The organism is Streptomyces sp. NPDC102490 (assembly GCF_044765285.1).
GTDB lineage: Bacteria > Actinomycetota > Actinomycetes > Streptomycetales > Streptomycetaceae > Streptomyces.
The window spans coordinates 1-25,034 of record NZ_JBIWJU010000023.1; the positions used below are offsets into that span (position 1 = coordinate 1).

29 protein-coding genes are annotated in these 25,034 nt (G+C 71.7%); 7 read left to right on the forward strand and 22 right to left on the reverse strand.

Translation table 11 applies throughout. The features are described from left to right. Positions 1-117: 117 nt before the first annotated feature. The 20 genes from ACIRGB_RS35190 to ACIRGB_RS35285 form a co-directional block, all read right to left on the reverse strand. Positions 118-753: a GGDEF domain-containing protein gene (locus ACIRGB_RS35190; protein WP_403873630.1), complete on the reverse strand. Its 636-nt coding sequence runs from the start codon at positions 751-753 to the stop codon at positions 118-120. Positions 754-839: 86 nt separating this feature from the next. Beyond that, positions 840-1,070 (reverse strand): hypothetical protein, encoded by a 231-nt coding sequence (locus ACIRGB_RS35195; RefSeq protein WP_403873633.1) that lies wholly within the window; start codon positions 1,068-1,070, stop codon positions 840-842. A 101-nt stretch (positions 1,071-1,171) separates the two neighbouring features. Further along, positions 1,172-1,957 (reverse strand): DUF6919 domain-containing protein, encoded by a 786-nt coding sequence (locus tag ACIRGB_RS35200; protein ID WP_403873635.1) that lies wholly within the window; start codon positions 1,955-1,957, stop codon positions 1,172-1,174. Positions 1,958-1,968: 11 nt separating this feature from the next. Then, positions 1,969-2,142 (reverse strand): pRL2-8, encoded by a 174-nt coding sequence (locus tag ACIRGB_RS35205; RefSeq protein ID WP_403873638.1) that lies wholly within the window; start codon positions 2,140-2,142, stop codon positions 1,969-1,971. A gap of 35 nt (positions 2,143-2,177) precedes the next feature. Further along, positions 2,178-2,717 carry a hypothetical protein gene (locus ACIRGB_RS35210; protein ID WP_403873641.1) on the reverse strand — a complete coding sequence of 180 codons (540 nt, stop codon included), beginning with the start codon at positions 2,715-2,717 and terminating at the stop codon, positions 2,178-2,180. 15 nt (positions 2,718-2,732) lie between these two features. Continuing rightward, positions 2,733-3,380 (reverse strand): hypothetical protein, encoded by a 648-nt coding sequence (locus ACIRGB_RS35215; protein WP_403873644.1) that lies wholly within the window; start codon positions 3,378-3,380, stop codon positions 2,733-2,735. Between the two features lie 74 nt (positions 3,381-3,454). Then, positions 3,455-3,697, reverse strand: coding sequence for a hypothetical protein (locus ACIRGB_RS35220; protein WP_403873647.1), 243 nt, complete (start codon positions 3,695-3,697; stop codon positions 3,455-3,457). A 119-nt stretch (positions 3,698-3,816) separates the two neighbouring features. Continuing rightward, a complete protein-coding gene (locus ACIRGB_RS35225) occupies positions 3,817-4,194 on the reverse strand; it encodes a hypothetical protein (protein ID WP_403873650.1) in 378 nt (125 codons plus the stop codon). 41 nt (positions 4,195-4,235) lie between these two features. Then, a complete protein-coding gene (locus ACIRGB_RS35230) occupies positions 4,236-5,093 on the reverse strand; it encodes a DUF4097 family beta strand repeat-containing protein (RefSeq protein WP_403873653.1) in 858 nt (285 codons plus the stop codon). A gap of 123 nt (positions 5,094-5,216) precedes the next feature. After that, positions 5,217-5,594, reverse strand: coding sequence for a hypothetical protein (locus tag ACIRGB_RS35235; RefSeq protein ID WP_403873655.1), 378 nt, complete (start codon positions 5,592-5,594; stop codon positions 5,217-5,219). 109 nt (positions 5,595-5,703) lie between these two features. Then, positions 5,704-5,883, reverse strand: a complete 180-nt coding sequence (locus ACIRGB_RS35240) for a hypothetical protein (RefSeq protein WP_403873658.1) — start codon at positions 5,881-5,883, stop codon at positions 5,704-5,706. Positions 5,884-6,061: 178 nt separating this feature from the next. Continuing rightward, on the reverse strand, positions 6,062-6,253 hold the full coding sequence (locus ACIRGB_RS35245; protein WP_384276222.1) for a DUF2304 domain-containing protein: 192 nt from the start codon (positions 6,251-6,253) through the stop codon (positions 6,062-6,064). A 2-nt stretch (positions 6,254-6,255) separates the two neighbouring features. Then, complete coding sequence (locus tag ACIRGB_RS35250) at positions 6,256-7,179, reverse strand: hypothetical protein (RefSeq protein ID WP_403873661.1); 924 nt, start codon at positions 7,177-7,179, stop codon at positions 6,256-6,258. Position 7,180: 1 nt separating this feature from the next. Next, positions 7,181-7,945, reverse strand: a complete 765-nt coding sequence (locus ACIRGB_RS35255) for a hypothetical protein (protein WP_403873664.1) — start codon at positions 7,943-7,945, stop codon at positions 7,181-7,183. A 223-nt stretch (positions 7,946-8,168) separates the two neighbouring features. Next, entirely contained in the window at positions 8,169-10,748 is a 2,580-nt protein-coding gene (locus ACIRGB_RS35260) for a DNA translocase FtsK (protein ID WP_403873667.1), read from the reverse strand. Between the two features lie 147 nt (positions 10,749-10,895). Beyond that, on the reverse strand, positions 10,896-11,270 hold the full coding sequence (locus ACIRGB_RS35265; protein ID WP_403873670.1) for an RRQRL motif-containing zinc-binding protein: 375 nt from the start codon (positions 11,268-11,270) through the stop codon (positions 10,896-10,898). Next, complete coding sequence (locus tag ACIRGB_RS35270; RefSeq protein WP_403873673.1) at positions 11,270-12,712, reverse strand: hypothetical protein; 1,443 nt, start codon at positions 12,710-12,712, stop codon at positions 11,270-11,272. The genes ACIRGB_RS35265 and ACIRGB_RS35270 overlap by 1 nt, the downstream gene beginning before the upstream one ends. Continuing rightward, positions 12,709-13,194 carry a hypothetical protein gene (locus tag ACIRGB_RS35275; RefSeq protein WP_403873676.1) on the reverse strand — a complete coding sequence of 162 codons (486 nt, stop codon included), beginning with the start codon at positions 13,192-13,194 and terminating at the stop codon, positions 12,709-12,711. The genes ACIRGB_RS35270 and ACIRGB_RS35275 overlap by 4 nt, the downstream gene beginning before the upstream one ends. Next, entirely contained in the window at positions 13,191-13,547 is a 357-nt protein-coding gene (locus tag ACIRGB_RS35280; RefSeq protein WP_403873679.1) for a hypothetical protein, read from the reverse strand. Before ACIRGB_RS35280 ends, ACIRGB_RS35275 begins: the two co-directional genes overlap by 4 nt. Further along, positions 13,544-13,843, reverse strand: a complete 300-nt coding sequence (locus ACIRGB_RS35285) for a hypothetical protein (protein WP_403873682.1) — start codon at positions 13,841-13,843, stop codon at positions 13,544-13,546. The genes ACIRGB_RS35280 and ACIRGB_RS35285 overlap by 4 nt, the downstream gene beginning before the upstream one ends. Positions 13,844-14,338: 495 nt before the next feature. Between ACIRGB_RS35285 and ACIRGB_RS35290 the strand changes: the two genes are divergently transcribed. The 7 genes from ACIRGB_RS35290 to ACIRGB_RS35320 all read left to right on the forward strand — a co-directional run bounded on the left by ACIRGB_RS35290 (position 14,339) and on the right by ACIRGB_RS35320 (position 22,404). Then, positions 14,339-15,073, forward strand: a complete 735-nt coding sequence (locus tag ACIRGB_RS35290) for a GntR family transcriptional regulator (RefSeq protein ID WP_360017324.1) — start codon at positions 14,339-14,341, stop codon at positions 15,071-15,073. Next, on the forward strand, positions 15,070-15,735 hold the full coding sequence (locus ACIRGB_RS35295) for an AAA family ATPase (RefSeq protein ID WP_403873685.1): 666 nt from the start codon (positions 15,070-15,072) through the stop codon (positions 15,733-15,735). Before ACIRGB_RS35290 ends, ACIRGB_RS35295 begins: the two co-directional genes overlap by 4 nt. Positions 15,736-16,055: 320 nt before the next feature. Continuing rightward, entirely contained in the window at positions 16,056-17,210 is a 1,155-nt protein-coding gene (locus ACIRGB_RS35300) for an XRE family transcriptional regulator (RefSeq protein ID WP_403873688.1), read from the forward strand. Positions 17,211-17,451: 241 nt separating this feature from the next. Then, positions 17,452-17,694, forward strand: a complete 243-nt coding sequence (locus ACIRGB_RS35305; RefSeq protein ID WP_403873691.1) for a hypothetical protein — start codon at positions 17,452-17,454, stop codon at positions 17,692-17,694. Further along, positions 17,691-19,196, forward strand: coding sequence for a hypothetical protein (locus ACIRGB_RS35310; RefSeq protein ID WP_403873694.1), 1,506 nt, complete (start codon positions 17,691-17,693; stop codon positions 19,194-19,196). Before ACIRGB_RS35305 ends, ACIRGB_RS35310 begins: the two co-directional genes overlap by 4 nt. Positions 19,197-19,408: 212 nt before the next feature. Continuing rightward, on the forward strand, positions 19,409-19,762 hold the full coding sequence (locus tag ACIRGB_RS35315) for a hypothetical protein (RefSeq protein WP_403873698.1): 354 nt from the start codon (positions 19,409-19,411) through the stop codon (positions 19,760-19,762). Positions 19,763-21,504: 1,742 nt separating this feature from the next. Further along, positions 21,505-22,404 carry a hypothetical protein gene (locus ACIRGB_RS35320; protein ID WP_403873701.1) on the forward strand — a complete coding sequence of 300 codons (900 nt, stop codon included), beginning with the start codon at positions 21,505-21,507 and terminating at the stop codon, positions 22,402-22,404. 383 nt (positions 22,405-22,787) lie between these two features. On the opposite strand, the gene ACIRGB_RS35325 is transcribed toward ACIRGB_RS35320, so the two are convergent. Beyond that, positions 22,788-24,047 carry a hypothetical protein gene (locus ACIRGB_RS35325; protein WP_403873704.1) on the reverse strand — a complete coding sequence of 420 codons (1,260 nt, stop codon included), beginning with the start codon at positions 24,045-24,047 and terminating at the stop codon, positions 22,788-22,790. After that, a complete protein-coding gene (locus ACIRGB_RS35330; RefSeq protein WP_403873707.1) occupies positions 24,044-24,823 on the reverse strand; it encodes a hypothetical protein in 780 nt (259 codons plus the stop codon). The genes ACIRGB_RS35325 and ACIRGB_RS35330 overlap by 4 nt, the downstream gene beginning before the upstream one ends. Positions 24,824-25,034: the final 211 nt, after the last annotated feature.

Consider the following 25,034-nt stretch of genomic DNA (forward strand, 5'->3'; position numbering starts at 1 on the left):
TGCATTTCTAGGGGGTTGGCATCTTTGAAGGATGCTTTTTCTTCGGGTGCAGGTCAGACCCGGTACGCGGCGGAGCCGACGACCCGGGCGCCCGCTGGGGGCGCCCGGGTCGGGCTTCTACGCGGCGAGCCGGAAGCGTTGGGCGAGCGAGACCGGGAGGCGGCGGACGGCGGCGAGCGCCGGGACCAGGAGGCGGCGGCCGCCTCGGGTGCGCCCCTTGATCCGGTACATCGCGCCGTCGGCGGCCTTGAGCGCGGCCGCCAGGGTCGGGGTCTCCAGCTCGGCGAGCCGGGCCGCGCCGATGGAGGCGCCGACGCACAGCTGCTCTCCGTTGTGGGCGACGGGCTGGCGCAGGAGCTGCGCCAGGTCGGCGAGCCGGTCGGGCAGGCGGGTGTCGTCGGCGAGGACCGCCACGAACTCGTCGCCGCCGAGCCGTCCGGCGACCTCGTTCTTGCCGCACCAGGCGGCGAGCCGTTCGCCGGCGGCCGCGAGGACCGCGTCGCCCGCGTCGTGGCCGTGCCGGTCGTTGACCGCCTTGAAGCCGTTGAGGTCGGCGAGGAGAACGGTCGCGCTGCGGTGCCGGCGGATGATGCGGTTCGCGGCGCGGCTCCAGCCCTCCCGGGTCAGCAGCCCGGTCAGCGGGTCGCGGCGGACGCGGTGCAGACGCCGGTAGAGGCGGTGCGCGTGCAGCGTCCACCCTCCCGCCAGGAGCAGGATCAAGAGCTGTAAGGCGAGCTCCGTCTGCGTCATCATGGGGTTCTCCGTCTCGTCTTGTACGGGGTGGATGGGCCCGGGGCGGCCGGTCTGCTTGGCCGTAGGACGGCCGCCCCGGGGCGAACTCAGAAGCCGTTCGCGAACTCGTACGTCTCGTGCCACACGACGCTTATGGCGTCGGGCTTGGCGGTCGCGCCCCGGCGGTGCCGGATGGCGTCAGCGCTGTCGACGTCCTTGCGGGCCTGGCGTTTGGCCAGGAGCTGCAGCGGATACTGCTCGGCGCTGTACGTGAACACCTGGACGCCGTCTCGCTGGTCGGCGGTGACGGTGGGGATCCTGATCTCCCAGTGCGCCATGGCGTCCACCTCCTTCGTGCTGATCTCTGCGGGGGCCGGGCTGTCCGGTCCCCCGCACCGCCCGGCCCACGGCGGGCCGGTCGGCACGGGGGAGGGACAGATCAGCACTCGCAGCCGACGACCAGCTCGATGGCGGCGTCCGTGCAGCCGCTGAGCTTCGCTTCCTCGACCGCCCGGCGCACCTTGTCGTCGTGCCACTCCTGGACCGCGCCGCGGGCCAGGTCGGGGTAGGCGTAGCGGCGACAGAGGTTGTCGTGGCTCAGGGCCTCGCGGCGCACTCGTGCCTTCCGTTCGACGTCTTCGAGCCGGTACTGGCGGACGACTTCCGCCAGGGCCTCCCACAGGACGTCGTCGCGGCCCCACTCGGGGTCAATGAGCGTGAGCTGCCACGCTGCGGCGACCTTCTCGAAGGTGCGGCGGCCGATGATCTCCGGCTGCCAGACGGTGCGCAGGTCGCGGACCGGCAGGAAGCGGCCGAAGTGGGTGCGGGCGCGGCCCAGGGAGCGGGTGACGGGTACGCCCTCGGCGTGACGGCGGGGCGTCATGTCGTGCTGGACGACGGTGAGGCCGGCCACCTCGGCGGCGGCCACCAGGCGGTCGCGCAGCTGCGGGTCGTCGACGATGCCGGAGACGGCGGCGCGCTGCTCCCACCAGTGGTGGTCGTAGCCGTATCCGGCGAATCCGGGCTGGGAGCCGTCGGTGACGAAGCCGAGGCGGTTGACGGCGACCAGCACCGGGATGAGGTGCTGGGTCTCCTCGTCGGGGCCGCAGTTGGGCTGGTAGCCGGGCTGGCTGGCGAGGTCGCCGATCAGCCAGGAAGCCACCAGGTGACCGAGCTCCTGGAGGTTCTCGGCGGAGCGCCAGCGCCGCTTGTCCGCGCGGCTCATCCAGGGCATCTTCATCGGTCGGCCCCCACGATCATGTTGCCGTGCCCGTTGTTCATGTGGTCGACGCACGCCGGGCAGTCCTCGCGCGGCTTGAGGTGCTTGTGCTGCTCGCGGCTGTCGTACGCGTGCAGCCAGCACTGGGTGCACTCGCCCTTCGGCGGGTTCAGGGCCTGCTTGCTCGCCATCAGGTTTCTCCTGTTCGACGGGGTGACGTGCGGGTTCAGGCGGGGAGCTGGGAGGCGAGGCGCTCGGCGTCGCGGGCCTCGCGCTCGCGGCGGTCCATGACGCGCTCGTAGGCGCGGACCTTGCGGCGGGGCAGGGGTTCGATCTCGAACCCGTAGCGCAGGTAGGCGAGGTGTTCCTCGCGGGCGGCGCGGCCGGAGAGCTGGTGCGCGTGGACCAGTTCGTGCGTCAGCGTCTCGCTGACGTCGGCGGTGGTGCGGGCCTTGCCGAGGTTGACGCCGAGGACGATGCCGCCGGCGGACAGCTCGGTGACGCCGTACTTGCCGCGCAGGCCCCGGCGCTCCCAGCGCAGTTGCTTGGCCACCTCGCGCGGGTCCGCGCCGGGCAGCAGGGAGACCTTGGACTCGTGGACGAAGTCGGCCAGCGCGTCGCTGCGGCTGGAGATGAGGACCTGGACGTCGGGCAGGGCGCCGAAGTGGGAGCGGATGAGCCCGGCGGCCTGGTCGGCGATCTGCTCGGCGTACCGGGCGAGGCGGCGGTGACCGAAGGAGACGTTCTGGCTGGTGACACTGATCATCTCGGTGCCCCCGGCTCAGGCGGTGCGCCGGTCGGCGTCGTCGTGGACGACGGAGAGCTTGGGGAGCTGGCCGGTGGCCCGGAGCATCGCCATCGGGTCGACGGCGCCGTTCTCGTCCAGGGCGCTGCGGTGGGCGCGGGCTTCCTCGAGCGCGGCCATCGCGGCGGACTGCTCGCGGGCGGCGTCGACCATCGCGGTGGCCTCGATCTTCGCGATGGACAGGTCGGCGTTGCGCTCCAGGTTCCGGGCCTGCATGTCGTTGAGGTGGGCCCGCTGGACTCGGTGGTCCTCGCGGTGGGAGCGGCCGATCATCACGCAGGAGGTGATGACGGCGACGGCCCAGATGATCAGGGCCGGGGTGATGGAGTCGGAGTAGACGCCGACCGACAGCGCGCCGAACGTCATCGCGCCGGAGGCAAACACGGCCTGTGCGGTGGGGTCGTCCAGGCGGACGGCGAAGAGGCCGGAGGCGCCGCCGAAGCAGAGCATCAGGGCCGCGGCCCCCACGCTGTGCTCGGCGCCCTGCTCGTTCCAGATCCTCGCCAGGGTCAGCAGGGTGCCGGCGGAGACGGCGGTGGTGGCGTACGCGGCGTGCTCGCGCAGGAAGGTGGCGGGCGTCTTCGGGGCCGGCATCTCGCCGGGGGCCGGGGGGTACTGCGGCATCGGGCCCTCCTCGGGGCGTCTCCCGGCGGGGGCCGCCCCGGCCCGGGAGAACCGGGGCGGGGCGGCGGCCGGGGTCAGTCGGCGGCAGGCTCCTCGGCGGACCGGTAGCGCTTGGTCTGCCGAAGGATCTGGTTGCGCTTCACGTCCAGGGCGTCAGCGATGTCCTGCTGAGCGCCGTGGTACCGGCTCTGCAGGCGGTCGATCTCCTGCCAGAACTCGGTCTCGACGCGCTCGCGCTCGGATGCGCGGCGCTCGCTGGCCTTGGCGACCAGGTCCCGCAGTTCGGTACGGGCCTCGTCGTCGGGGCGCGGGGTCATGTGGAGCTCCGTTTCGGATTCGAGGGACGATGTGTCTGCCCCCTGCTCCGTCTGGAGCGGGATGGGAGGCCCGGGGCGGCCGGTGAGTTTGGCGACCTGGCGGCCGCCCCGGGGCGGCGTCAGCCGATGTTGCGGCGGCGACTGATGGCGCGGGCGAGCTCGCCCGCGACGTCGGAGGCGATCCCGTAGACGGCCTGGAGGGCGGCGATCGGGTCGGTGCCGGCCTTCGTGGCGGTCTCGCAGATCGAGGCGGCGTTCGGGTACATGACGTCGATGGACGCCTCCATCCACTCCTTCGCCCACGACTCCCCGTTCTGCAGGGCCTGGGTGACGAGGCGGTTGGCCTCGGCCTCGGCCTCCTCCTGGGTGTCGTACAGGGCGTTGGTCATCGCGAAGATGCCGACGAAGTGGGCGGCGGCGATGCGGCTGACGTCGCGGTGCTCCTGGAAGTCGCGGGCGAGCTCACGGAAGAGTTCCAGCGGGTTGGCGTCGGTCACGATCACTCCTGGGTCGATGTGGGGCAGCGGATGGGTGGTGGTCAGCGGCTGCGGCGGCGGCCGGAGACGGTGCGAACGCGCTCGTGCAGGTGGCCGGTGCCGCGCGTGGTGACGTCGCCGGAGACCGTGCTGGCGTCGATCGAGCCGCTGGCGGCCGGGGTGGCGCTGACGTGAACGTCGCCGCTGACCGTGGTGGCGCGGAACTCGGTGCCGTTGTACGCGCCGATCTCGATGTCCCCGGAGACCGAGGTGACGTCGACCCGGGCGTCGACGCGGTCCACCTCGACGTCGCCGGAGGTGGTGTTGGCCCGCAGCGTGTGCACGCCCCTGGCCTCGACGTCGCCGGAGACCGAGTGCGTGTCCAGGACCTGGAGGTCGCCGTGGACGGTGATGTCGGCGCTGGTGGTCTCCAGCCGGACCGAGGACTGGTCACTCGGCAGCTTCACGTCGACGGTGATGGTGCCCATCCCGCCGCCGCTGACGACGGTCCCCGCCTCGGCGACGACACGGCCGTTCTCCACGACCTTGCGGCCGCCGATGATGACGTCGCCGTTGCTGATCGTCATGCCGGTCACGGAGCCGGTGACGACGCCGAAGTTCTGGCCGACCACCATGTTCCCGCCGTTGAAGCTGAACGTGGAGTTGCCCATCGTCATCGTGTTGCCCTGGACCTTGGGGACGCGGACGGTGAGGCAGTCCAGCTGACCGTGCTTGTTCTCCTTCTTCGTGGTGCCGCGCACCGCGTCGGCCAGGGGGCCCTCGTCGTCGCCGGTGCTCACCGTGACGACCGCGTTCTTCAGCGTCGGGTCGATGGTGACGTTGACCGTGCCGACGTGGCTGATGATGTCGGTCCACACGGCGCCGGCGGCGGTGGCGGTGAAGGTCTGGGAGGTGGTCAAGACGAACTCCTTGGTCGGAGAGTGCGGGGGCCAGGCGGCCCCCGCACAACCAATAATGCATCCTTGAAGGATGCGTTTCAAGCGTTTGGCATCTTTCGAGGATGCTTTTTTTGTTGGTGCAGGTCAGGCGGCGTACGCGAGCGGAACCTGCGGGACGGGGACGGTCTCGTGGGTCGCGGCGGCGAGGTGGGAGACCGCCTCGTTGAGCGCCTCGGCGGCGTCGACCAGGCGCTCGGCGAGCTCCTCGTGCCCGTTGGAGCGGGCGGCGGTGATGAGGGCCTCGGTGTGCAGCGCGAGGTCGGCGGCCTGGCCGCGCGCGTCGACCAGGCCGGGCTGGAAGCTGAGCAGCTGCTCCAGGTGCGCGGCGCGCTGCAGGTGGAGCGGGAGGCGGGCGTCGTGGATGCGGGCGTACTGCTCGTCCAGGAGCTGGACGACCTCGTCGGTGGTGTCGTAGGCGGCCCGCTTGCCCTGGAGGCGGGCGAGGAAGTCGGAGACGGACACGGTGTACTCCTTCGTCGGGCGAAGGGCGTCCGGTCGGGGGTGACCGGGCGTCCCCGCCAGGTCCCGGAACGGTGAGAGGCGCTCCGGGGCCGGCGGGATCGGCCGGGCTTTACGGCGTCGCGCTGCGGCTGACGCTCGGGGAGGGCGAGGGGCGCGGCTCGGGGTGATCCGCCGTTCCGTCGTGCCCGTTGAGGTAGGCGGCCAGGAGAAGCACGCCGATGATGACGGCGGTCGTCTTCCAGCGCGGGCCGGGCGGATCGGGCTCGACTATGACGTACTTGACGCCCACGGAATGGGGCTCCTTCCGTTGCATTGCGCGAGGTGGGAGCGGATTGGACTCCTGTCAGCGGTCTGCTGACAGGAGCACCGGAAAGGCGATCTGTTCGGGTAGTCGCTCAGCTAGCTGTCAGGTCGGCGTGACGGCTACTGGATAACTGAGCTTTTCCGCTAGCCGAATTGCGACGTGGTTAGAAACGTATTTCGCTGAGCATGTTGGCTGCGTTCTCCAGCCCGCCGTAGAGCGACGGCCCCATGGAGGTGGCGGCCAGGTAGAGGGCGGCGATGTTGCAGACGGCGGCGTGCCAGAACTTCAGGCCGCCCTTCCAGATCAGCCCGGCCTCGGCGAGCACGAAGACCACGACGGCGGAGATGGTCAGCACGGTCAGTCCTCCTTCTTCCTTCTGCTGGTGGAGCGGGTGACCTGGACCTGATCACCGCTGGTGGTCGTGGTGACGACGCTGTTGTTCTCGCCGTGGATGCGGACCTCGCCGGGGCCGGCGCCCTGCCCTCCGGCCTGGCGGACGGCGTCGCGGACGGCGCGCTCTGCCCGGGCGGCGAACTTGCGGGGGACGCGGCCGCTGGAGGTGAGCGGCTGGCCGTCGACGGTGACCTGGCCGCCGCCCTTGCCGTCGGCGCGGACGTTGATCTGGCGGTTGTTGTCGCCGACGACCAGGACGCCGGTGTTGACGACGCCGTCGTTGCGGTAGACGCGGGTGCCGGGCGCGGGGCGGGTCGCCTCGTCGACGGCCTTGCGGGTCGCCCGGGGCGACGACTTCGGGGCGGGCCGCCGGGCGCCGGTGGTGCTTCCGGCGCTGGCCTGCACCGGGCCGGTGACCTTCTCGCCCCGGCCGACGACGACGCCGCGGTTCTCGCGTCGGCCGGCGGACCGCATCCGCGGGGGCGTCGTACTGGCGGCGGCCGGGGCGGGTTTCGGCTCGTCGGCCTCGTCGTCGGCGCCGGGCGGCTGCGGTCCGCTGGTGTGGTTGGGGTCCTCGGCGAGGATCTTCGCCGTCCAGGCCGGGTCGGTCTCCTCACCCGCGAGGAAGGCCAGGCGCTGCTGGAGGTCGTAGCCGAGCACCTCCAGGACCTGGAACTTCTTTCCGCAGGTGCAGGTGATGTCCGCCATCTCATCGAGCCGGGAGGAGTCCGTCTCGAAGATCAGGCCCTTCTGGTTCTCGCAGAACGGGCAGGTGACGTACTCGCCGAGGAACGGTCCGAGGACGTCGGCGGTGCGCCACTTGCCCTCGACCTGCAGCCAGTACGGCTGTATCGCGCCGAAGGGGTTGTCGGGGCTCCAGTCCTCCATGTCAGCGCCCCGCGCGCCGGGCGGCGGACTTCGTGCAGCGGATGGACCCGGCCCATGTGCCGTCGGCGTTGTGCTTGGGCAGTACGCCGGTGCCCTTGCAGGCCGGGCAGCCCTTGTGACCGGCGGCGGTGGCCTCGGCGGCCTTCTTGGCGGCGCGGCGGTTGAGGCGCTCGTCCTCGCCCTTGGCCCACGCCTTGGTGACGCCGGACTTCAGCAGGCGACCGCCCGCCTTCGTGCCGCGCCAGGCGACGGTGGTGACGACCAGGAGCACGGCGAGCGAGGCGGTGAACGGGTGCTTCCTCGCGTACTTCACACGCTGGCTGAACTTCTTGGCCCGGGTGGTGCCGGCCTTCGCCGCCGAGGTGCGCACCGGCTTCTTCGCCGTCTTCTTCCTCGGCGCCGTCTTCTTCGCCGGGGTCTTCTTCACGGCCGGGGCGGCGGGCGCCTTCTTGGCGGTGGTCGTCTTCCTGGCCGCCGTCTTCCGGGGCGCCTTGGCCGGGGCCGCCGGGGTGGAGTTGGCGAGCAGCTGCTCGGCGTCGAAGCCGGGCTGGGCCTGGCGGGCGGTGATCGCCTCGGCGAGCGCGGTCGGCTCGGTCGGAGCCGGATCGGGCTTGGGGACGGTGGTCTTGCGGGCCGCCGCCTTCCGGGGCGTCCTGGCGGCCGGGACCGCCTTCTTCGCGGCGGTCTTGGGTGCCGCCGCCTTCTTGACCGCCGTCTTCCTCGCGGCCGGGGCGGTGCGGGCTCGGGCGGTGCTCACGTCGCCCATCACGGGCCTCCTTCAAGATCACGGGGAGTCGGGGAGCATTCCGGGCCTTTCGGGCCTCTCGGACGCTCTACAACCGCTCTACACGGACGTTCCCGCAGGTCAGCGGCCTCTACGGCGATCTCTCCCGGCTCTCTCGCCTGCTCTACGTAGAGCAGGCGAGGGGGTGAGAGCAGGGTGTAGAGCGGCACGTAGAGGCCGCTGACCTGCGGTTCTACATCTCAGATCAGGAGCTCTCGCCCTCGGAGGCGGCTTCCGCCGCGTCCTGGGCCTCCTTGATCAGTTCGGCGATCTCCTCGCCCTTCACGCCGGTGCGCGGGCCCTGGTCGCCGACCCGCACGGAGCCGGAGACCTTGGCGCCGGCGGCCTTGAGCTCCTTGGACAGGCGGGCCTGGTCCCAGTCGCCGTAGACGTCCGGGTACTCCGCCGACAGCCAGGCGGCGAGGGTGTCCAGGTGGACCCGGCCCTGCCCCTGCTTGTTGGTCGCGCCGACGGCGTCGATGCCGTCCAGCGTGTCCATCAGCAGATCGAGCTGCGGGTCGGCCAGGGCCTGCGCCTCCTCCTCGACCTCGGGGGCCGGGACGTCGGCGACCTTCGGGAGCTCCGGGGCCTTGACCCCGGCCGCGGCGAGCGAGCGGCGGTCCAGCTGGGGCAGGCCGACCTCGGCGCGGGCCACGCCGCGGGCGTACGCCTTCTTCGGGTCCAGCGGGTAGGAGCGGTAGATCAGCGGCTCCCGCGAACCGCCGCCCATGATGTAGCAGCAGCCGACGTCGGACTTGTTCGGGTCCTCGCCCTCCACCAGCGGGTGGAGCCGGTCCGGGCGCCAGCCCTGGCCGCCCGCGCCGGCGCCGAAGACCAGCTCGATGTCCTTGTGGCGGCTCGGCAGCATGATGCGGACCGCGACCGCCGTGGCGACGGCCTCACCGATCGCGTCGGACGTTCCGTAAAGCGAGCCGATGATGACGGTGACGCGGGATTTCCGGCCGACGCCGAAAATCTCGATAACCAGTTCCTTCGCGTATGCGGAAAGGGACTTGTACTCATCGAGCATCACGACCAGGGCAGGCTCCTTGGCGGAAGGCCGCCAGTTGTCGCCGTGCCCCCAGGCCAGGACGTTCGTCGCACGGGCCTTGGCGATTGCCAGCGCGTCTTCCAGCAGCGCCTCGATCGCCTTTTCGCTGCGGGCCTTCCGGGCGACCGCCGGCCCCAGGGCGTCCAGGCCGGGGCCGACCGGGTCGACGTCCCACAGCTGCGCGTCGTAGCAGTCGGAGATCCGAGAGGCAATGGCCCGCTGGAGCATCGACTTGCCGGACCCGGGCCCGCCGACGATCAGGACGTGGGTACCGAGCGCGGGCAGCAGGAACGGCTGGGCGTCCATGCGGCGGGCGATCAGCAGCGGCTCGGTGATGGTCAGGGAGCCCGGCTGCACCTTCTCCAGCTCGCCCATCCCGGCGAACGGGTTCTTCATCACCAGGCGCAGCGTGGAGTCCGAGCGGACCTCCTTGTGCGGCTGGACCAGGAGCCGGTCGACGCCGAGCCCGAGGGGGGTCTCCATCGCTCCGGCCTTGGAGACGATCTCAGCGGGCGTGCCCGACTTCTGCCGGACGGTGATCTCCCAGCCCCACTTGTGGCGGTGGGGCTTGACGACCGCGCCGACCGCGATGCCGTTGGCGGTCAGGGTCCGGCGGATGCAGTCGACCGCCTCGGCGCGCGAACGGGCGTCGGCGATCGGGAACGGGTCGTCGTCGGAGATCTCCGCCTCGTACGCCTCGCCCTCGACCGGGGTGACCTTGGTGCGTACCCGCTCGGCGACCGCGCCGATGCCGACCAGCGTGGTCATCACGGCGAGCGCCGGGCCCCACGCGAAGGGCCGCATCCAGTCCGGGCTGAAGTACCAGATCGCGCCGAACTCGATCGCGGTGACGACCGCGGCCGCGAGCGCCAGGCCCGACGCCTTGAGCGTGCGGCGGGTGCGCTCCTTGTACATGGCCTTGGTGGTCGACATGATCAGCGCGGCGTTCTTCTGCTTGGCCGCCCACGCCTGCTGGACCAGCAGCTTGTGCTCGCGGGAGTAGATCCACTGAGCGGTCTGGCCGACGCCGCGGCCGTAGAACTTCGCGGCCCGCTTCACCTCGCGCCCGGCGTACTTCGGCGAGTGGCTCACCGCGTGGAAGATGCCGTGCTTGGTGTCGTTGCCGAGGTCGCGCAGCGCCTGGGTGAACGCGGCCTTCGAGCGGAAGGTGGCCGGGATCTGCGGCAGCTCGCGCAGCCGGTCGCGGAAGTTCGGCTCGTAGTCGGCGGCGGCCGGGACCCGCTCGTCTTCCTCGTCGTCCTCGTCGACCAGGACCTCGTCGTCCTCGTCGTCGTCCAGGAGCTCGTCGTCCTCCTGGTCGTAGACGTCGGTCTTGCTGAAGTCGACGGCCGGGATGGTCGCGGCGGCCTCCGGGTCGGCCGCCGTGCGGTACTCGGCGAGGGTGACGACCTTGCCGTCGTCGGCCGGGGCCGGGGCGGGCACCGGCACCGGGGCCGGCGGGTCGGCCTCCAGGCGCTGCAGGAGGTCGGGCAGGTCCCAGGTCTTGACCAGGACCTCGCGGGCCTTGGACCCGTCGGCCGGGCCGACGACGTTGAGCTGGAACAGCGCCTCCATCAGCGCGGTCGCCTCGGCGAATCCCACGCGCAGCTTGCGCTGCAGCATCGAGGTGGAGCCGAACTGGGTGGAGACGACCAGCTCGATCGCCTCCGTCACCTTGTTGCGGGCCTGGCCGGTCGTAACCGGGCGCTCGTCGATCTCCGTCATGCTGGTCATGCCTCCTGTGCGAGGTGAGCGCGGGCCCCGGTCCCCGCCTGGCAGTGAGTGCCGGGGTCCGCGCGGAAGTGGTGGTCGGGCCGTACGGGGTGCGGGCTCCCGGCCCCCGCCTGGCAGTGAGTGCCGGGAGCCCGCGGTTCGGGTGGTTCAGGCGGCGGCCGCGAGGCCGTCCGCGCACGTCGTGCACTCCTTGAGCGCGGTGGAGATCGTGTAGTCGCGCACCAGGCCGCAGGTCGGGCAGGTGCGGCGCTTGCGGCGGGCCGCCTCGAGCGAGGCGACCTGGCCGGGCGAGCGCTTCTTGGGCGGGCCCGCGAGCGCGATGTCGAACAGGTACGCGCGGCGCAGGCCCAGCTTCTTGTTGTTCCAGAGGATCTGACCGGCGGGCGGCTGATGGGGCCGCAGCCCCATCGCCACCAGCTGGTCGCGGGTCTTCAGGTGCGCCGGCGCGAGCTTCCACGGCCAGGTCGGGATCCCGAACCGTTCGCCGTCCGGGTCCCAGAACCTGACGTACCCGCGGCCCATCAGCCGACCAGCTGCAGCGGCTTGTCACCGCCGTGCTCGGCCATGGCCTCCTTGATCCGCGCGCGGCACCAGGTCTCCCCGCGCACCACACGCATGTGCTGCTCGGGGATGTCCTTCTCGAAGTACCGCTGGACGTCGCGCCAGCCGACCTCGCGGCCCGCGCGCAGCTGCTCAAGGACCCACTCGCGAGCCGTGCGCTTCTCCGCCTCGGCCTGCTCCGGGGTGGCCGCGCGGGCGGTCTCCGCAGCGAGCGTGCGGGCCGCGCGCGCCTGCTTCGCGGAGCCGTCCTGGAGGCCCTTCTCCCGGCCTCGCACGGCCGGGGGGTTGTTGGGCTTGACCTGCGGCTTCGCGTCGCGCGTGCGGGGCTCCTGCGCGGCCTGCGCGGGCTTCTGGCCCGCCGTGTCGCTAGCCGAATTGATCTCCTTCTCGGGTGCTGCCGCGCGTGCCTCACGGCTAGCGTTCGCGGGGTCCGCGAGGATCCGCGCGATGGCCTGCGGGTCGATCGCCCACGCCTTGTCGGCGGGCACCTCGCGGACCGGATCGAGCGGCGCCGCGAACAGATCGAGCGACGCGGTCAGCCGCGGCTCGCACGCCTTCTCCGCGTGCTCGGCGACCTTCTCGGCGAGCTTGTTGTGTCGCTTGAGCGTGCGCTTCGTCAGCCCCGGCTCGGTGCCCCGGATCTGACGCCACGCGATGGCCCATGCCTCGGACTCGCTCAGCGCGGGGATCGTCGCCGTCCGCAGCCACGAGGCCCGGCGCGAGACCCTGGGGTGCCGGATCCGGCGCTGCAGCGCGAGCTTGATGTCGGCGGCGTCGCGCCCGCCGGCCGCGTGGTTCTGGGAGTGCATGTAGATGTCCCAGACCGCGACGCCGAACAGCGAGCTGGCGGCGAACACGACGGCGAGCTGCGGCTCGTCCAGGTGGTGCCACGCGTTCAGCGCGGCCGCCGTAGCGGCGAACACCCACGTCATGACCGTGTAGAGCTTGGCGGGCTTGCGGTTCTCCACCGCCCACTTGCGCATCCAGGCCATGGCCCAGGTCGCGCCCTCGATGAACACGGGCACCAGCAGCGCCAGCACCCAGAAGACGCCGAGGCCGGTCATCGCCGAGAACTGGCCGGGGAAGGCGAAGGCGATCGAGGTGACGACCACCGTCATCACCCACGGCAGCGGCTGGCCGATCGCGGCGGCGATCCGCTCGTTGCGGGCCTTGCGGGCGGCGGCCGCCTTCTCGCGGCGCTTCGTCCGCTCCTCGGCCTTCTTGGTCTTCGCCGCCGCCTTGCGCAGGTCCTTGCGCTCGGCGGCCTTCGCGCGGGCCTCTTCGATCTCGATCCCGGTCAGCGCGTTCGTCCGCCGGGAGTTCGCGGCGGCCTCGGCCTGCGCCGCGCGCGCCCTGACCGCGTCCATCTGCTCGCGGCCTCGGTAGGTGGTTGCCTCGCTCATCGCAGGCCCTCCAGGTTCGTCGCGGCGTACGCGGCCTGGGCCGCCCGCTCGCGGGGGGTCGTGATGGTCGTCAGGGACGGCCGGGGCGTCTCATCGGGCGTGCGCCCGTGGTCCTCGGGGCCGTCGGGGGAGAGGTCGGGGTGCTCGAACCACCAGCCGCCGTCGCCGGGGGCGTCGCAGCAGGGGCAGATCGTGTCCTGCCAGATCCGGCCGCGCTGCCACAGCGAGTGGGCGCCGTTGCCGACCGTGTCGGTGCCGAAGGACAGCGCGCCGTAGACCACGGCGAGCGTCCAGAGCCAGAACGGGGTGGGCCGACCGACGTAGGTGCCGGCGGCGATCAGGGCCAGCGGCGCGAGGCCGATCCACGGGTGGTGGGCGCGGGCCAGCAGCCACTGCTTCGGCTGGCGGATCATCAGGCGGATGCCGTCGACGTCGACGGCGGCGTTCAGGAGCCAGCGGGCCAGCCGCTGCACCCGGCTCACGGGGCGGTCCTGGCGACCGGGGCGGTCATCGACCGCTCGAAGAGGATGACGGTCAGGACGGCGGCCGCCAGGACGACACGGCCGGTGGCGGGGAGGGTGAAGCCGGTGAGCCAGGCGCCGCCCGCTATGGCGAGCGGGCCCCTGATCCACGTGGACAGGGAGTCGAGCCCGTGGGCGGTGCGCTCGCGCAGCTCGGAGACGACCGCGGTGTGCGCGGCGTCGGCGACGGCCAGGCCGACCACGGCGAGCACGGCCAGGAGGCGCTGCCACCAGGCGGTCTGGAATCCCAGCACCCAGGCGCCGCCGCTGATCACCAGCAGCAGGTAGATCCAGGTTCCGAAGGGGGTCCTCATGCCGCCCACCCCTTCCGGTCCTCGATGAGGCCGGCGCCGCTGCGGGTGCGGGGCAGCGGGACGACGGTGCCGTTGGCGGTCCGGGGCTTGCGGGTGCGGCGGGAGCTCGGCTTGCGCCGGCGGAAGTAGAAGTCGTTCTCGGCGTCGACCTCGTTGCGGCGTTCGGCGGGGCCGTATCCCTCGGCGACGAACTCGGCGAAGTCCGCCAGGTCGTCCTCGGTCGGGGTGAAGCCGATCGCGGCCTCGACGAACTCGGTCTCGCTCACGATGCGCTGTCCTGCGACGATGACGTTCACGGGTCGGTTTCCTCTCGAATCAGTGGACGGCCCGTGCGGCTCCCCGGTCGTTGCTTGCAGGCTGGCCGGGGGGCCGCGTCGTACGGGCATGGCAGTTGTGCGTGGACGGGAAGGGATTCGCACCCCACCTCCGCAGAGGCCCACTCGAGCCCCGTCCTTCGGGTCGTGCTCCGCCTCGCCCCCATCACCTCCTTCGGTGGGGCTCTCGGCGGGACCTATTCGGTTTTCAAGGAACTTGCGGTACCGCCCGGGTGTCCTGCCGCGACGTGTCGCGCGGTGGTTACCAGCCCGTAGTTGCGGCCGTTTTGGACATAGCTGTGCCGTGACGCTTCGTGAGCTGCCTCACTCGGCGTTGCCTTGCGGGAATGACATTCCCAGTATTGCGGACCCCTGTCAATCACCCTTGCCGACGCAATACTGTTATTGCGTCGGGACGTGATCTAGTCCCATGACTGTGGTTCACTGGGGTCGCCCGAGACAGAGGAGAGCAGCGGAATGCCGCCCAAGTGGAGAGACCTCGCGGACTCACTCGCCGCGCAGATCAAGAGCGGGAAGTACGCACCGGGCGACCGTCTGCCCAAGATCGAGGAGATGGCGCAGGAGAAGGGATGGGCCAAGACCACCGTCCACCAGGCGTACAAGGCTCTGGAGGCGGAGGGCCTGGTCACGTCGTCGCGCGGCCACGGCACGGTCGTACGCGAGCGCCTGTCCCTGGCGACCGGAGCCGAGCGGGAGGAGCGCAGCAAACTGACCGGCTCCTCGTGGCGGGCCGGCGAGCGCTCCGACTCCCACATGGCCGGGATCGTGGCCGCACCGGAGGATGTCGCGGAAGCACTGGGAATCGCGCCGGGTGAGAAGGTGCTCCGCCGCTCCCGCACGTACCGCGACGAGCACTCCAACGCGGTCATCGCCCACTCGACCTCGTGGATCCCGGCCGCCTTCGCCGACGCGCTGCCGGAGCTGCTCATGGGCAAGCGGCTGGCGAGCGGCACGTCGATCGACGCGATCACGCAGCACACCGGCCGCCCCGTCGCCCGGCGCATCAGCGCCATGTGGGCCCGGATCACCGATCCGGCCGACGCGGGGCCGCTGGAGATCCCGCAGGACACCCGGGCCGCCGTCATCGTGTCGACGGTGCAGGTGATCGACAGCGGCGGTGTCGTCATCGAGTACGGCGTGGACCTCGGAGGGCCCGACCGCCGCTGGACCAAGGAGGAGAGCACCGAATGACGCTCTTGCTGGCGGACGACACCCTCATGCACGTCGTGGAGGAGCGCCTGGGGGAACTTCTCCGGGCGCAGCGCCGGGGCGAGCTGCCTCCGGCCGGGCAGACGGAGATCACGCTGATCATGCGAACACTGGCGGGACGGACGGGCCCGGCCCGGCTCATCCTGATGTCCGGCCTTCCCGGTTCGGGGAAGACCACGGTCGCTCGCGAGCTGGAGTCCCGCGGCTTCCTGCGGCTCTGCCCCGATGAGCGGGTCTTCGAGCAGCACGGCCACTACGGTCGGGACTTCCCTCGCGGCGCCTACAAGATCCGGGAGCGCCCGATCCTCACCGAAGTCGCGGCCGAACTGCGCACCGCGCTGGCCGCCGGCCGGGACGTCGTCCTGGACCACGGCCTCTGGACGCACGACGAGCGCCAGGAGTGGCGTCAGGTCGGCGAGGACGCCGGAGCGGCCGTGACGCTGCTGTACCTGCCCGCCAGCCACGACGAGCTGTGGGAGCGGATCAAGGAGCGCAACGCCTCCACCTACGACGACCCGAACGCCATGTACTTCAGCCAGGAGGACCTGCTCCGGCATGGCGCCCGGTTCGAGCCGCCGACCGCCGACGAGCCGCACGTCGTCTACGCCGGGAGCCTCATCCCCGTGATCGAGGACTCCGCATGATCGCGAATCGTGCTCCACAACGCGCCTCCCGTAGCTGCCGGTTGGCTGCACACGGTGCTCTGGAGCAGGGAGTGCCGAAAGTGACGAGCGCCGGTGACATTGAAATGTCACCGCCATTTGTCACCGTCTCCGGCCGGTGCGTGCGTGCCAGACTCGCGGTCAGGACCCGCTGCTGGACGCTGGGCACCTCCAGGCCGGACCGCATTCGTTGCGGGTTCCGTACGGGAGGAGAGGGGACCTCGATGTCCGACGATCGGCCGGACTGGGCTCGCCGCATGGTGGCAGAGCGGGAAGCACGCGGTTGGAGCCAGCTTCGGGCCGTGCGCGCGCTGATGCCGCGGCTGGATGCTGACGCCCCCGCCGAGCACGACATGCTCCGGCAGTGGAAGCGCTGGGAGGCGGGGGAGGCGTACCCCCGCAAGTACGCGCCGGCCATCGCCGCCACCTTCGGCACGACGACCTTCGCGTTCTTCCCGGTGGAGGGCCAGCGGGACGGACGGGCAGAGATCCAGGCCGTCAGCGGCATGGACACCGTCGACATCGTCTCCAGGCTGCGGGCCAGCGACGTGGACAACGCCACGCTCGACGCGCTGCGCATCACCACCGACCGGCTGTGCACGGAGTACGCGCACGCGCCTGCCGAGCAGTTGCTCATCGAGGGCAAGGCGTGGCTGGGCCGAGTGGCGAACCTGCAGCACCAACGACTTTCGCTCGCTCAGCACCGGGACGTGATCGCACTCGCCGGGCAGCTCGCCCTGCTGGTCGGCTGTGTCGAGTACGACTCCGGGATCGGCGGGGCCGCCGAGGCGACGCGGCGAGCCGCGCTGGACCTTGGCAGCGAGGCCGGCGACCCGGGCATCGTCGGCTGGGCTCACGAAATGAAGGCGTGGTTCGCCCTGACGGCCGGGGACTACCGGGGCGTCATCGCGGCCGCCGACGCCGGGATCGCCGCCGCCCCGCGGCACAGCGTCGCCGTGCAGCTGTACGCGCAGAAGGCGAAGGCATGGGCACGGATCGGCGACCGGCAGCAGACGGAGGTGGCGCTCGACGCGGGCCGCCAGCTCCTGGAGTCGCTGCCCTACCCGGAGAACATCGCCAACCACTTCCAGGTCGACCCGGCGAAGTTCGATTTCTACCGCATGGACTGCTACCGCCGGGTCGCCGAGGACGGGCTCGCCTCGCAGATCGCGGGCGAGGTGATCCGGTCCAGCACGGACTTCGACGGGACGGAGAAGGCGCCGATGCGTATCTCCGAGGCCCGGGTAACGCTCGCCGTGGCGGCGGCCCGCGACGGCGACCTGGAGACGGCGCTGTCATTCGGGCAGCAGGCGCTCGGCAGCAGCCGGCGGTCGGTGCCCTCGCTCGCGATGGTCGCCAGCGACCTCGGTGGCGTCCTGCACGAGCGGTACGCGAAAGACGGGGAGGCGCAAGCATTCCTCGCCCACCTGCGAGACCTACGGGGGCGTCCCATGTGACGGGCAGCGAAAGGAAGTTCCGTCCCGCCTGACGGGAGATCGGGGCCTTCGCAACGAAATCCTGTGTCCAGCCGTTGGGCTAGCAGGTAGGAAGAGGATGATGAACCGCGTGACACCAGCCATCTCTCACTGGCTGGAGCACGCAAAAGGCCCCGCCGCGGCGGGGCCCCTGTACGGACTACCCGGGCTCTCACACCCGGCAGTCATCGAAGCTCTCCAGTGAAGGTGGAGAAGGCTCAATATGAGAGTACGCAAGACCGTCGTGGCTAACCAGCCCGACGCCTCATCCGTCAAGGTCACTACGGCGCGTTTTGACCGGTTCGGCCGACGTTTCTCCGTGGGATTCTCCACTCCGGCCGGGACCGAAGTCCGCGCTCGCGGGGGTGTCCGCTTTGGCAAGTACACCCAGCTCATGACCAACATGCCCCTGCTCGCGGGCGCCGCTCGCGATGCCGCCGCCTCGGTTTCGGAGGTGGCCCGATGAACGACTTCGACGACGAGCCGTACGACGACGGGTACGGCGAGGAAGAGGGCGACCAGCTGGTCGCCGAGGACTGGCCGACCGTCCACACGCCGGTGCCGGTGTGGGTGATGCTCGCGGGTCTGTCGGCGAAGGCGTTCCTGATGTACGCCTTCCTCGCCGAGCACATCAACGCGCGCATCCAGAACCCGAACCGCCGGATCGCCTGCCCGAAGCAGAAGGCCATCGCGGTGGTCCTGGAGCTCGCGGACGACCGGCAGGTGGCCACCTACCGCAAGGAGCTGGAGGCTCTCGGCGCGATCAGGACGGAGAAGTACCGGTACGCGGGCGGGATGCGCCAGGGGTACAAGTACTTCGTCCGCTACAACCCTCCGGCCGGCTACCAGGGCCAGATGCGGCTGCGGGACTTCTACAACGCGCACCCGGAGTTCAAGGCGGCCGCGAAGTGGGAGGGCCGTACCGAGGCCGCGAAGAAGACGGCGGCCCCGACGGTCCCGGCGCAGGCCAAGCCCGCGCCGAAGCCGAAGCCCGCCCCGGCTCGCGAGGCGCGGAGGAAGGCCGCCGAGGTGCCGCTGGCGCCGGAGGTGCTGAAGGTCCTCGAGGCGTTCCGTCCGGAGCTGCGGGAGGCGATGCGCGAGACCGCGCACACCGACGCGCCGAAGACGCTGGTGACGGCAGTGACCAAGGCCCTCAAGGAACGGACCGCCGAGCAGCTGGTCTCCCGGGTGCTGCGGCGCTGGACGACGCACGGGTACGCCGAGAAGTTCGAGACGGGCCGTCTGGAGCGTCCGGTGGGCGCGGCCGTGGCGATGCTGCGGCACGGCGAGTGCCCGGACGCGGGGTGCGAGGACGGCGAGCTCCTGGCGGACGGCGAGCCGTGCGTGCTGTGCATCGAGCGCGGCAAGAACTACAAGGCCGACCACAAGGCCGCCCGTGACGCGAAGAAGGAGGCGGCGGCCGCCGCCGCAACCCGGCTGCTGTGCCCGGGGTGCGAGCAGGACCGGGGCACCGAGGGCGCGCTGTGCCCGCTGTGCGTGAGCGGGTTCGAGAACGACATCGTCGGAGCCGCTGAGCGGGCCGCCGAGGACGCAGCGAAGATGGGGAACGTGCCCGCCGAGTGGTCGGACGCGAAGGCGCGGGTGCTCGCAGAGGCGGAGCAGGCACGCGAGCGGGTCCGGCGGGAGGGTGCCGACATGCTCGGTCAGCTCCTGGCGGCGCAGTTCGCGGCGCGGTCGGCCGCGACGGACCTGCACCGGCTGCGGCTGGCGACGCTGGACGCCGACGGCGACCGTCCCCAGGAGTCGGGCGGCGAGCCGGAGGCGGCCCCGGAGGTGCCGTCGATGCCGTCGATGCCGGTGATGTACGGCGCGGACCCGGCGCCCTGCTCGGGGGCCCGCTGGGACGGTTCGCCGTGCGGGCGTACGACGGAGGCCGAGGACGGGCTGTGCGGCGTCTGCCGTGGTGCGCAGATGGCGCAGCACGAGGACCTGGCGGCCGCGCGCTGACGGGACGGGGAGGGCCTGCGGACTCTCCCCTCCGCCGCTCCACCTGATCACCCGGTCCGCCCGGCTTCCGGGGCCGGACCGGGATTTCGGCGTGCCCGGGCACCGGGTCACGCCCCTGTCAGCGGACCGCTGACGTAACTGTTGGACCCCTTTCCGAGGCCCCGCCGGCCGATCCGGCGGGGCTTCTTCGTGTGCCGCGCCGCCGCCAGGCGGTGCCCGACCGAGACGAGGACGACGTGATCGCGATCCACGGAGCCATGCTCGCCACCGAGACCGACTTCCACGGACCTGCGGCCTACCTCGCGCTGTGCGCGGTCGCCGGGCTGCAGCCGACGGCCGAGGGCTATGGCTTCCTCCTGGCCCTCGACGGCGACGGCGAGCCGTACACGGCGGTGCTGTGGGACGTGGAGTACGTGCGGCTGCTGCTGTCGGCGTGGGAGGCCGGGGAGGCCCGGGACGTCACGGTGCCGGCGGAGAAGGTGATCGGGCACATCCGGGAGTGGCCGTGGATGTGGGTCGGGTTCGCCGCCTGGCCGGCCGGGGCCGTGCCGTCGCCGGGGGCGTGACCGGAGTGAAAACCGGGTCCGGGGGCCGGGGCCGGGGCGGGCCGCGAATCGGGGCTGAAATCCGGATCTCCGGGCCCCGATTTCGGCTCCGGTTTTCACCCCGATTTCGGGCTCTGGAGCCGTAAAACCGCAGGTCACTCCGGAGGTGGTATCAGTACCACCTCCGGAGGTTGCATGGATGCCACCTCGCAGGGTGGTGGAGACGCAACCTCGCGGGGTGGTGTGAACGCCACCGCAGAACGAGACCAAGGTCATCGACACCAAGCTCATCGAAACCAAGATCGGGTTTGGCGCCTTGCGGCGCGTTGCGCCGCTGAACGCCGGAGGCCATCTACAGGTAGTGGCGCGCGAGGGCGCGTTGGCGGCTCCGCCGCGCTCGCGGCGCAAGCGCCGAAGAGATCTCGTCGGTTGGGGAAGACAGGCAGGGCGGCGGGCCGGTGGTCCAGGAGCACCGCCGCGGCGTGCCCGGCCTGGGTGGGCACCAGCACGCCGAGCAGGGCAGCGCATCAGCTTGGTTCCCCTAACAGGCCCTTGCGCGGCTCTCCCCAGTGGGTCCAGTCCTCCCGGTACTGGACCCACTGCCACTTCGCAGGGCGACCCCCTCACGCTGAAAGCGCAGGTCGGAGCCGCAACCACGGCGCGGCCGCAGACAACCGAACAGCGAAGCGACCGACAGGCCCGCTCCAAGAGCGCGAGGGCCTGTTAGGGGTCAGAGGAGAGGGGCGCGGGGCCCGTCACCCGTTCGGGTGAGGGCCGGTGCCGGGCTGACCGCATCGTCGTGGCCGGCGTAGTGACGGGCCCCGCGCCGTGGGGGCTGGCCTGAGTGCGTACGTGCAGGTCAACCCATAGAAATGACGTCCCTCCGGGACGACTCAACGCAGCCAATCGGCTCCGCCGGGGCGCCACAGGCGCCCCGGCTCCACCGATGGCACAGCGGACGGGCTTCGCCCGGCAACTGGAAGAGCAGGGCGGCGCGTCCGTAGATCGCCGTCTGACGGCCTTTCGTGGGCTCGGGGTGGAACGGGGCCCCCGCCGCGTGATCGTCGCTCTCCGGGCCGCACAGGGGGCCTTCCTGGGGCTTCCCTGGTCGGAGGCGTGATCCGGATGCGGGCGCGGTGGGGCTGGTGGTGCACCGAGCGGTCGACGATTGCAGGCCCGGGAAGCGGCCTGCGTCGCCCCCTCCCGGACGATCGCCCGGCGAAGGTCCACCGGGAGGGCCGGGATGCTGTTCGGCGCTCTCGCGGCCGCTGAGGGCTTCGGGGCGCTGGGGGCGCAGCGGTGGCCGCGGGCTGGGCCGCGCACGCGCGCAGCAACTGCTCTGTTCCTTCCGGTTCCCTTCGGTTCACTCCTGTTCTGGGTGCCGGTAGCCGGTACATCGACCTGCCGGTGACCGGCACATCGAGGTGCCGGAAACCGGCACCCCACCTGCCGGAATCCGGCACCTCGGGCCCCGGCGGACGGCCCGGAAACCGGCACACCCGGGGTGTCAGCGGATCGCTGACACCGGTAATTGGTAGCTGTTTCGCTCAGCAAATGGGTAGGTTTACGAGTTGCCTTAGCGCTTGGCTGAACGGCTAACCGAATAAATAGCGTCCAGCGAGTTTTGCGGCTCTCATTTTCGCTAGCGGAAATGCTCGCTTAGACGTAGTGGAGCGGGGTCGGGTTTCCGAATTCTCCCGCGCGTGTGCGGGGTCCCGCGTGACGATGACCTCGGGTTTTCGGCGAGGAAGGGGAGGAAGCGCGTGAGCATGATGCGCAAGGGCTGCTCAGTGGCCACCACGTTCACGGTGGAGGAGCTGGCCTATCTGGCATCGCGTCCGGTGGGCGCGAACGTGGTGGAGGCGTTCGCGTGGTGCGAACTGGAATCGGGCCACGAAGGAGAGTGGCACTACGCGCTGGGGCAGTCGGCGAACGACGGCCGCTGGTGGCTGCGCTGGAAGCCGACCGGCCGCGAGCTCCTGGTCCGCGAGAGCTGCACCGCCAAGGGCGAACCGCTGCCCGTCCCGCCGAAGCAGCCGCCTCTGTACCCGAAACCGCCTCACCTCGATGTCGAAGACCCCGAGGTCCCGCAGGAGCGGCCCTGCCTGCTGTTCGCCGAGCACCCGGGCGCGCACAGCTTCGCCTTCGGGATGCCCCACGACGACCGAGTGCGCCGTCCGGAGCTGAGCGTGGGCCAGGTGCGCCGGGCCTGGCACGCGCTCGCCGACGACACCCCGATCCGGATCGGGGCGGCCGGCACCGGAGTGCTGACCGAGAACGGCGCCGAGGTGCTGGTGCAGGCGACCGGTGAGGCGTGGCGGCAGAGCTCCCCGTCCGCCGGGGTGGGTGGCGTCGCGGTCCTCCTGGCCGGTCTCGGTCCGCTCCCCGCGCAGGTCACCGTGCCGGACGACGAGCCGGAGCCGGACACCGCGGCGGCCGCCGGCGGGAAGACGAAGGTGCCCGCCTACATCGCCGACGCGCTGCTCGACCAGCTGCGGAACACGGTCGTCGCGCTGCAGGGCACCGACCGCACGGTGACGCTCTCCTCGTTCGTCCAGGACGCGGTCGCCGCCGCCATCAAGGAGGCGGAGGGCAAGCACAACGGCGGCCGGCCCTTCCCCGCACGGCGCAAGGAGCTGAAGACCGGCCCGCCGATCGACTGAGGAGGGGCGTGTCGCGGTCTCGGAGACCGGGCAGGCGCGGCGAGTCTGGGGTGGTGACGACGATCTGCCGCGGGGAGTGCGGCGGGAGCCTGAGCTGCCGCGCGTGCTTCCCCACCCCGCCCCCACAGGACACCCTGTGCCGGACGTGCGACCGGATGAAGTGCGCCGACTGCGGCGTGTGCGGGTGCGCTTCGCAGTGCGTCAGCTGCGGCGGGCCGCTGAGCAAGGCGTTCTCCGTGCACCCGGGCGGCGGGGCCTGCTGGTGCGCGTGCGTGTGCACGGCGCTGGTGATGGAGCGGGAGGCCGTGGACGTCGACGCCTGAGCGAACATGGCGGTGCCCCGGAGGATCGTGTCCTCCGGGGCACCGCCGTTCCGTACCGGCTCACATGGCGGCGGCCGCCCTCGATGGGCGGCCCCAGCCCTGGCCCCGGTCGATCGCGGCGAGCAGCACCGGCTCCCAGCCGGCGGCCGCGAGCGAGGCGGTGTCGGGCAGGCCCGCGTCGGCGAGGACCTGCAGCTGCACCGTGTGCTCGATGCCCTCCGCCCACGCGTCGCGCACCGCCTGGCGCACGGCGATGCGGGCCTGCAGTTCGGCGGTGGAGTTCTCCTCGCCCGCCCGGCGCAGCTCGGCGAGAGCGCGGCCGCGGGCGGCGACGTCGTCCAGGAGGACGGCGGCCTTCTCGGCGTCCGGCACGGTCGGCGCCCGTACGGCGGTCGGCTTCACGCCCCGGCGCAGCTGCTCCATGCGCGTGGGCAGCGGCTCCCACGACGGCTGGCCGGTCATCTCGATGTTCGTGTCGACGACTGCGCGGGTCCAGGCGCGGGCCAGGCCGCGGGGCATCAGCGGCGTCCCGGCCGGGACGGTCTGGCCGTCCTGGTGGTTGCCGTGCAGGGAGACCCACAACGCGGTGGCGGTGCCGCCGACCCGCTGCAGGAGCCGCAACCGCTCCGGCAGCCACCGCTTGAGGGCCGCCCTCGACAGGCCGGACAGGGCGAGCAGCTCGGTGAACGCCTCCGCCTCGCTCCAGCCCTGCGGCCGGCGCACCACGCGCAGGTCCTCCAGCGTCGGGGAGAGGTCCTCGATGGTGCGGGCGCACATCTCGCCCGCCCGGACGCCGGTGTCGGAGACGACCGCGCCGATCGCGAGCATCCGCAGCTGGCTGGTGGTCGCGTCGGGGGAGTCGGCGAGCTCGGTGAGCTGGGAGCGCAGCAGGGAGCGGGGGCGCTTGGCGACGGGTGCCTTGCGCGGCGGGTCCGGCTGCGGCGGGAGCTCGGCGAAGTCCTCGGCGCCGCACGCCGTCACCAACAGCTTGAGGACCTCCAGGCGGATCTGCTCGGAGTGGTCGGAGCCCTTGGCCGGGTCGGCGGCCGTACGCACGCGCAGCTTCCCGGTGCGGGCCAAGCGCAGGTAGACGTCGACCGGGGCGGCGGTGAAGACCTGGCGGACGCCGGCGTCGGCGGCGAGCGGATGCTCGGCGTGGGCCAGGGCGCGGGTGTACTCGTTCGCCACCCACTTCACCTGGCGGGCCCGGGCGGCGGACACCGAGGGCCAGGACGTCACCTCGGCGGCCGCCGCGGCGAACAGCTCGGCGCCGGTCAGTGCGCTGTCGACGACGTCGACAACCGTCTCCTCGGCGCTCACGACGTCGCCGTGCCGCGTACGGAGGTGACCCGGTGGCGGGCGGCCGACTGCTCGGCGAGCAGCTCCACCAGGCCGGTCAGGGCCTGCGCGGCGTCGGCGGCCTGCTTGCCGGTCGGTTTCGGCGCCTCGCCCTCGTACGGCAGGAGGTGGTAGCGCACGCTCCCCAGGAGGGCGAGCAGCCTCACCGGGCTTCCGTCGGTGGCCAGCAGCTCCCCGATCCCGTGCACGGTGCCCCGGATGTCGATGGCGTTCAGGTTCTGCAGGTCCCACGCGCCGGAGGTGTCGTAGAAGCGTTCGGCGGCCTCCCGGATCCGCCCGGTGTTCTCCTCGCACCACGCCTGCTCAGCCCGTTCGCGGGCCTTGTCCAAGCGCTGGGAGGCGACGTCGCGGCCGCGGTAGGTCTGCGCGCCGCGCTCCAAGCGCAGGGCCCGGGTCTCGGCGGACTGCCGGGTGCCCAGCCCCAGCGCGTCGGCGACCTTCTGCCAGGACGCCCCGCGGGCGCGGGCGGCCCGGATGAGCCGCAGCTCCTGGTTGTCCAGGCGCTGCCGCGCGTCGTCCACGTGCGAGAGGGCGGCGAGGACGTCTTCCGCCGGCACCTCGCGCGGCTCCTGCCCCGGCGGCAGGTAGTCGCTGAGGGCGACCAGGACGGAGGTGATCGCCTTCTCCGGGGGCAGCGAGCCGCCGTACCGGGCGTCGTCCTCGTTGCCGTAGCGCTCCGTCAGGAGCTTCTCGGCGGCCCGCTTGGTCTCGTGGTGCTTCGCGTAGTCCTTCGCCATGGGCGTCAGCATTCCACTGACACTCACCAAGCGTCAGCATTCCGCTGACAGTGCTAACGGGTGTGCGATCCAAACCAGTCAGCAAAAAAGCGACTCGTAGCGCTCGCCATGTCGCTAGCGGAAATGCCACGCACAACCGCTGAGCGGCTCAGATATCCGTTTGTCAAGCCTGTCAGCGGTGAGCGAGGAGAGCCGTCATGATGACCGGTAA

Coding starts and splice junctions, on each gene's coding strand:
- ACIRGB_RS35190 (WP_403873630.1), bottom strand. CDS start 753: ATGATGACGCAGACGGAGCTCGCCTTACAGCTCTTGATCCTGCTCCTG.
- ACIRGB_RS35195 (WP_403873633.1), bottom strand. CDS start 1,070: ATGGCGCACTGGGAGATCAGGATCCCCACCGTCACCGCCGACCAGCGA.
- ACIRGB_RS35200 (WP_403873635.1), bottom strand. CDS start 1,957: ATGAGCCGCGCGGACAAGCGGCGCTGGCGCTCCGCCGAGAACCTCCAG.
- ACIRGB_RS35205 (WP_403873638.1), bottom strand. CDS start 2,142: ATGGCGAGCAAGCAGGCCCTGAACCCGCCGAAGGGCGAGTGCACCCAG.
- ACIRGB_RS35210 (WP_403873641.1), bottom strand. CDS start 2,717: ATGATCAGTGTCACCAGCCAGAACGTCTCCTTCGGTCACCGCCGCCTC.
- ACIRGB_RS35215 (WP_403873644.1), bottom strand. CDS start 3,380: ATGCCGCAGTACCCCCCGGCCCCCGGCGAGATGCCGGCCCCGAAGACG.
- ACIRGB_RS35220 (WP_403873647.1), bottom strand. CDS start 3,697: ATGACCCCGCGCCCCGACGACGAGGCCCGTACCGAACTGCGGGACCTG.
- ACIRGB_RS35250 (WP_403873661.1), bottom strand. CDS start 7,179: ATGGAGGACTGGAGCCCCGACAACCCCTTCGGCGCGATACAGCCGTAC.
- ACIRGB_RS35255 (WP_403873664.1), bottom strand. CDS start 7,945: ATGGGCGACGTGAGCACCGCCCGAGCCCGCACCGCCCCGGCCGCGAGG.
- ACIRGB_RS35260 (WP_403873667.1), bottom strand. CDS start 10,748: ATGACCAGCATGACGGAGATCGACGAGCGCCCGGTTACGACCGGCCAG.
- ACIRGB_RS35265 (WP_403873670.1), bottom strand. CDS start 11,270: ATGGGCCGCGGGTACGTCAGGTTCTGGGACCCGGACGGCGAACGGTTC.
- ACIRGB_RS35270 (WP_403873673.1), bottom strand. CDS start 12,712: ATGAGCGAGGCAACCACCTACCGAGGCCGCGAGCAGATGGACGCGGTC.
- ACIRGB_RS35280 (WP_403873679.1), bottom strand. CDS start 13,547: ATGAGGACCCCCTTCGGAACCTGGATCTACCTGCTGCTGGTGATCAGC.
- ACIRGB_RS35290 (WP_360017324.1), top strand. CDS start 14,339: ATGCCGCCCAAGTGGAGAGACCTCGCGGACTCACTCGCCGCGCAGATC.
- ACIRGB_RS35295 (WP_403873685.1), top strand. CDS start 15,070: ATGACGCTCTTGCTGGCGGACGACACCCTCATGCACGTCGTGGAGGAG.
- ACIRGB_RS35305 (WP_403873691.1), top strand. CDS start 17,452: ATGAGAGTACGCAAGACCGTCGTGGCTAACCAGCCCGACGCCTCATCC.
- ACIRGB_RS35310 (WP_403873694.1), top strand. CDS start 17,691: ATGAACGACTTCGACGACGAGCCGTACGACGACGGGTACGGCGAGGAA.
- ACIRGB_RS35330 (WP_403873707.1), bottom strand. CDS start 24,823: ATGGCGAAGGACTACGCGAAGCACCACGAGACCAAGCGGGCCGCCGAG.